The organism is Planococcus sp. ISL-109 (genome assembly GCF_018613655.1).
Taxonomy (GTDB): Bacteria; Bacillota; Bacilli; order Bacillales_A; family Planococcaceae; genus Planococcus.
This window is the reverse complement of sequence record NZ_JAGGPW010000035.1, coordinates 2,519-7,076: the sequence shown is the minus strand read 5'-3', so window position 1 is coordinate 7,076 and position 4,558 is coordinate 2,519. Positions and strand designations below refer to the sequence as shown.

General features: G+C 50.1%; 2 protein-coding genes. Both read left to right on the top strand.

Translation table 11 applies throughout. The annotated features are described in order from the left end of the window. Positions 1-216: 216 nt before the first annotated feature. A complete protein-coding gene (locus J7E21_RS15890; RefSeq protein ID WP_215109571.1) occupies positions 217-2,217 on the top strand; it encodes an acyltransferase family protein in 2,001 nt (666 codons plus the stop codon). A 189-nt stretch (positions 2,218-2,406) separates the two neighbouring features. Continuing rightward, positions 2,407-3,513 carry a S1 family peptidase gene (locus tag J7E21_RS15885; protein ID WP_215109569.1) on the top strand — a complete coding sequence of 369 codons (1,107 nt, stop codon included), beginning with the start codon at positions 2,407-2,409 and terminating at the stop codon, positions 3,511-3,513. Positions 3,514-4,558 lie beyond the last annotated feature (1,045 nt).

Sequence of the window (4,558 nt, the reverse complement as noted above, 5' to 3'; positions counted from 1 at the left end):
TTCTTAAGTTGACAGGTATGTCGATTCCCGCCCCACGGAAAGCGAGCGGTAAGCTTCGGAAAATCACGTTTTCCTAGGTTTCTCGACAGCCTATTATAGGAAGAAACTCATTGTGAAGCTTATGTTAAGAATTGTCAGAAAACATGTTTTGAAAGGTTAAATATGCTAATATAAAAAGGTGTTTTGATTAATTTGTAAGGAGTTGCACTCGTTATTATGAAATCCGAAAGACGTATCCGCCCCGAATTGGAAGGCTTACGAACGATTGCTGCCATATTGGTCGCAATCTATCATATATGGTTTAACCGCGTATCCGGTGGAGTGGACGTATTCTTTGTCGTATCGGGCTTTCTGATTACGACTTCGCTTTTGTCCATGTACCGAAAAAACGGCAAAATCCTTTATTTCTCTTATGTCGTCAAGCTATTGAAGCGCTTATTGCCGACCGCTTGGTTGATCGGCATCACGACCTTGGTCGCCAGTTTATACATACTGCCGGCTTTCACGAAAAGCCAGAACATCAATGAGTTTTTAGCGTCCGTGTTTTATTTCCAGAATTGGCGGCTCGCCGCGGACTCGGTCGATTATTTGGCGCAGAACAATAGCGCATCGCCATTCCAGCATTTTTGGGCACTCAGCATCCAGTTCCAGTTTTACCTAGTTTGGCTGGTGGTGTTCTTCGTAGCCATCACGCTACTCCGCCTCATTTCCGGCAATCACATGAAACGCATGCTGCTCGTCTTGATTTCGTTCATCGTCGTCGTGTCGCTCGGCTACTCAATCTACTTGACGGCCGCCAATCAGCCGGTGGCGTATTACCATACGTTCACGCGGGTATGGGAGTTCGGGATCGGCGGAATTTTGGCGCTGACCATCCACCAGCTCGTCGTTTCAAGCCGCGTTGCGTGGCTGTTCGGCTGGCTCGGCATCATCGGCCTTATCAGCTGCGGCATCGTGCTTCAAGTGTCGCAATTATTCCCAGGCATCGCGGCACTGTGGCCAGTGTTATCGGCTGTGTTGATCATCATCGCCGGGAATTATTCCACCCACTACAGCGCGTTCCGGGTTCTGAGCTGGAAGCCGCTCGTGAAGTTCGGCAGCATTTCCTATGCGTTCTATTTATGGCACTGGCCATTACTCATTTTCTATTACGCGCTGTTCGGTGTCGAATCGGTTTCGCTGTTGGGCGGATTATCAATCATCGCAGCCTCATCAGCATTCGCGTATTTCACAATCTACGGATTCGAATTGCCGATCCGCAAAATCCAGTTTCCGTTATGGAAAACGGCCACCATCATCGCCGTCTTCTCCGGTGCCATCTGGATGTCGACGGTTGTCTATCAGGAAACCTTCATGGCAGGGCCTAACGTTAGTTCAGAGCTGCTGAGTGAAAGCTTAGAAACGCATCCAGGCGCATTCACCTATTTGGAAGATGGCAAGTTGGCTCGGCACTCTGATTTTGCAGAGCCGTACTTGCCGAATTTGGATGTCGCGCTTCAAGATAGATCAGTGATTTATGCGGACGGCTGTTTGACCGGCACAGGAACAATAGATACAAAACGGTGTGAGTACGGGGAACTCGAGGAATTCGATTATACAATCGCATTAGTCGGAGGTTCGCATGCGGCGCACTGGCAGCCGATGCTCGCAGAACTAGCGAAAGCGCATAATCTGAAGATTGTCACGTATTTAAAAGGCAATTGCCGCTTTACAGAACAAAGCCGCAGCAATTATTCCGAATGTGACGAATGGTTCGTGAATGTCAAAGAAGAACTCGTCCAAAACAAACCAGACCTCATCTTCACAGTCGCTAACGTCGGCAGCCCAAAAGAAGCTTTCGATGAAATTTCAGACGGCTTTACCGATGCCTGGAAATATTTTGAGCAGCATGACATTCCGTTATTTTTAGTGCGGGATACGCCTTGGTACGATGAAAATGTACTGAGCTGCATCAGCGAAAACGCAGATGCGCCCGAAAACTGCAAAGCAAAACAACAAGACATCATCCGGGAACCGAGCCCGTTAAGCACGGTCGACTATATGCCGGAAACTGCAACGACAATGGATGTGACAGAGTATTTCTGTGACGGCGAGTATTGCCATTACGTCATCGGAAACATCGTCACCCATTTCGACAGCAACCATTTGACCGCCACGTTCTCGAGAACGTTCGCACCGGTATTCGAAAGGCCGATTCTCGAAGCGTTGGAACAATAATCCAAAAACTGTCTTGCAGGCCGCAAAAGTGGGCTTGCAAGGCTTTTTTTATTTGGGAATTACTGGAATAAACTTCAGCACTGGCTTTTTTGAAAAGGCATTCCAAGACTGTAAACGTTTCTGTGAACGTTCCTTTTTCGTTTAGTACTTGCTATAATGAACTCACATTAACGGAAGCGGGTTGAGTCTATGGAAAAACGGATGAAGCAGTGGTTCGTCGTCTTCCTTGCGGCGCTGTTCCTCGCAGCTTGCGGAACAACGGTCACAGAGACGGAGCCAGAGCCAGAGCAAGCCGAGTCGCCGGTCGACACGGCAGCGCAGGAAAAAGCGGTCATGATTGCGGGCGCGAAAACCCATGTCTATACGATTTATACCGATTTCGAGCAAGGCTCCGGCTTTTTGTTCAACGACCAAGGCGACATTTTGACGAACGCCCACGTCGTGCAGGACGCAACATTTATCTCACTCGTCAATAGCGATGGCCAGGAGTTCGCGGGAAAAGTCATCGGCATCTCGATCGATGAAGACCTGGCGCTCGTGCGAGTGGAAGATCTCGCCGGCAAAGAACCGCTCGAACAAGAACTTGAACCGGTCGAAGCAGGTACGCCGGTCATTGCGATCGGCAGCCCGGAAAACGCGGCGAACTCGGCGACAGAAGGGGAAATCACCCAGACCGATGTCGATTTCTCGGAAGTGTTCGTCTATGAGGATCTGTATGAAATGACGGCACTTATCAAGCAAGGCTCGAGCGGCGGCCCGCTGATTGACGCGACGACCGGCAAAGTGCTGGGCATCAATTCGGTCATGCTGGAAGATAATCCGGAGATCGGCTATGCGATTCCGCTGTATGCGGAGATGGAGCTATTGGAAGGCTGGGCCGCGAATCCGCAGCCGCTGCCGGACGACCAATTGATGGAACCGTCTGTGCGCGGGGCGTATTTCGATGAGGCGCTATTGTCGAGTTTCGTGGAAGCGTATTACGATTTATTGCCGTATTCAATGAATGATCCGGAGCTGAATTATTATTCGTCGTATTTGGTGCCGAAAAGCCAGGCGGTGGAAGCGGTGGATAGCGTCATTGAGGAATATGTGGAAGCAGGCCGTGTGTTCGATTCGGTGGTGCCTGAGATTACGTCGGTGGAGATTGAGGGAAATGTGGCGTATGTCGAGGCAGGCGCAGTGTTTTATTATCATGAGGCGGATGGGGAGACGGGCACCTTTGATCATCGGCGCCGGTATACGATTGTGATTGATGAGTACGGGGATTACCAGATCGAGCATGTGGAAGAACGTTAGAGAGCCTTCATTTATGGAGGTTCTTTTTTTTGTAGAATAAATGAAGAAGTTTTGAGCTTGCGCTCCAGGGGCATGCTTGCCGAGGGGGCGGGCGTCGAGCCAATGTGCCGCAAAGTGCGCGCCACATCTGCAAGCAGATGCGTCGCAAATGAATAAGTTCAGTTGCCCTTCACTTATTCATTCGCTCCGTCTCTAGGTTTAGAGTGGTAAACAGGAGCATTGCATTTTCGATACTGCAAGCAGAAATCAGTTGCGGATTTTGGTTTGCTAGAAGGATTGGGTATAAAAAGTGAGAGTAGAGCTTGCGCTCCAGGGGCATGCTTGCCGAGGGGCGGGCGTCGAGCCAATGTGCCGCAAAGTGCGCGCCACATTTGTCTCGCCAGTCCCGCGCAGTCCCTCCGGCGTCAGCCCCTTCCGCTTCAGCTTTAGGTTTAGAGAGGTAAGCAGGGGCATCGCGTTTTCGATACTGCAAGCAGAAATCAGTTACGGATTTTGATTTGCTAGAAGAGTTGGGTATAAAAAGTGAGGGTAGAGCTTGCGCTCCAGGGGCATGCTTGCCGAGGGGCGGGCGTCGAGCCAATGTGCCGCAAAGTGCGCGCCACATTTGTCTCGCCAGTCCCGCGCAGTCCCTCCGGCGTCAGCCCCTTCCGCTTCAGCTTTAGGTATACAGTGGCTGCTAGTTTCTTCATCCTTCATAGCTAGTACGTAATGGAAGACATCTCTCTGTTATCAAAATGATGCTGCACACTTTTTCCCGATAATTAGTGAGGGGAAAAGTGTTTTCCGTTTGAGGGCGAGTTATATAGAAACCGATGCCTACATACATTCGATTAAATGGAATCAAAAAGCCGCCTCGCGCTTATGGGGGCGGGGCCCAAGCGAAGCGGCGGATATATTCGTGAAGCTAAAATAAACAGCGGCACATTTCCACACCCCAATTCAGCCTATAAACCGCTCAACCCCACCAAGGAAGCGATTCCCCCAACTGTGGACGAATCCTATAGAAGCACTAACAAATTTCATTCACTCGAACCAAAGAAATCTA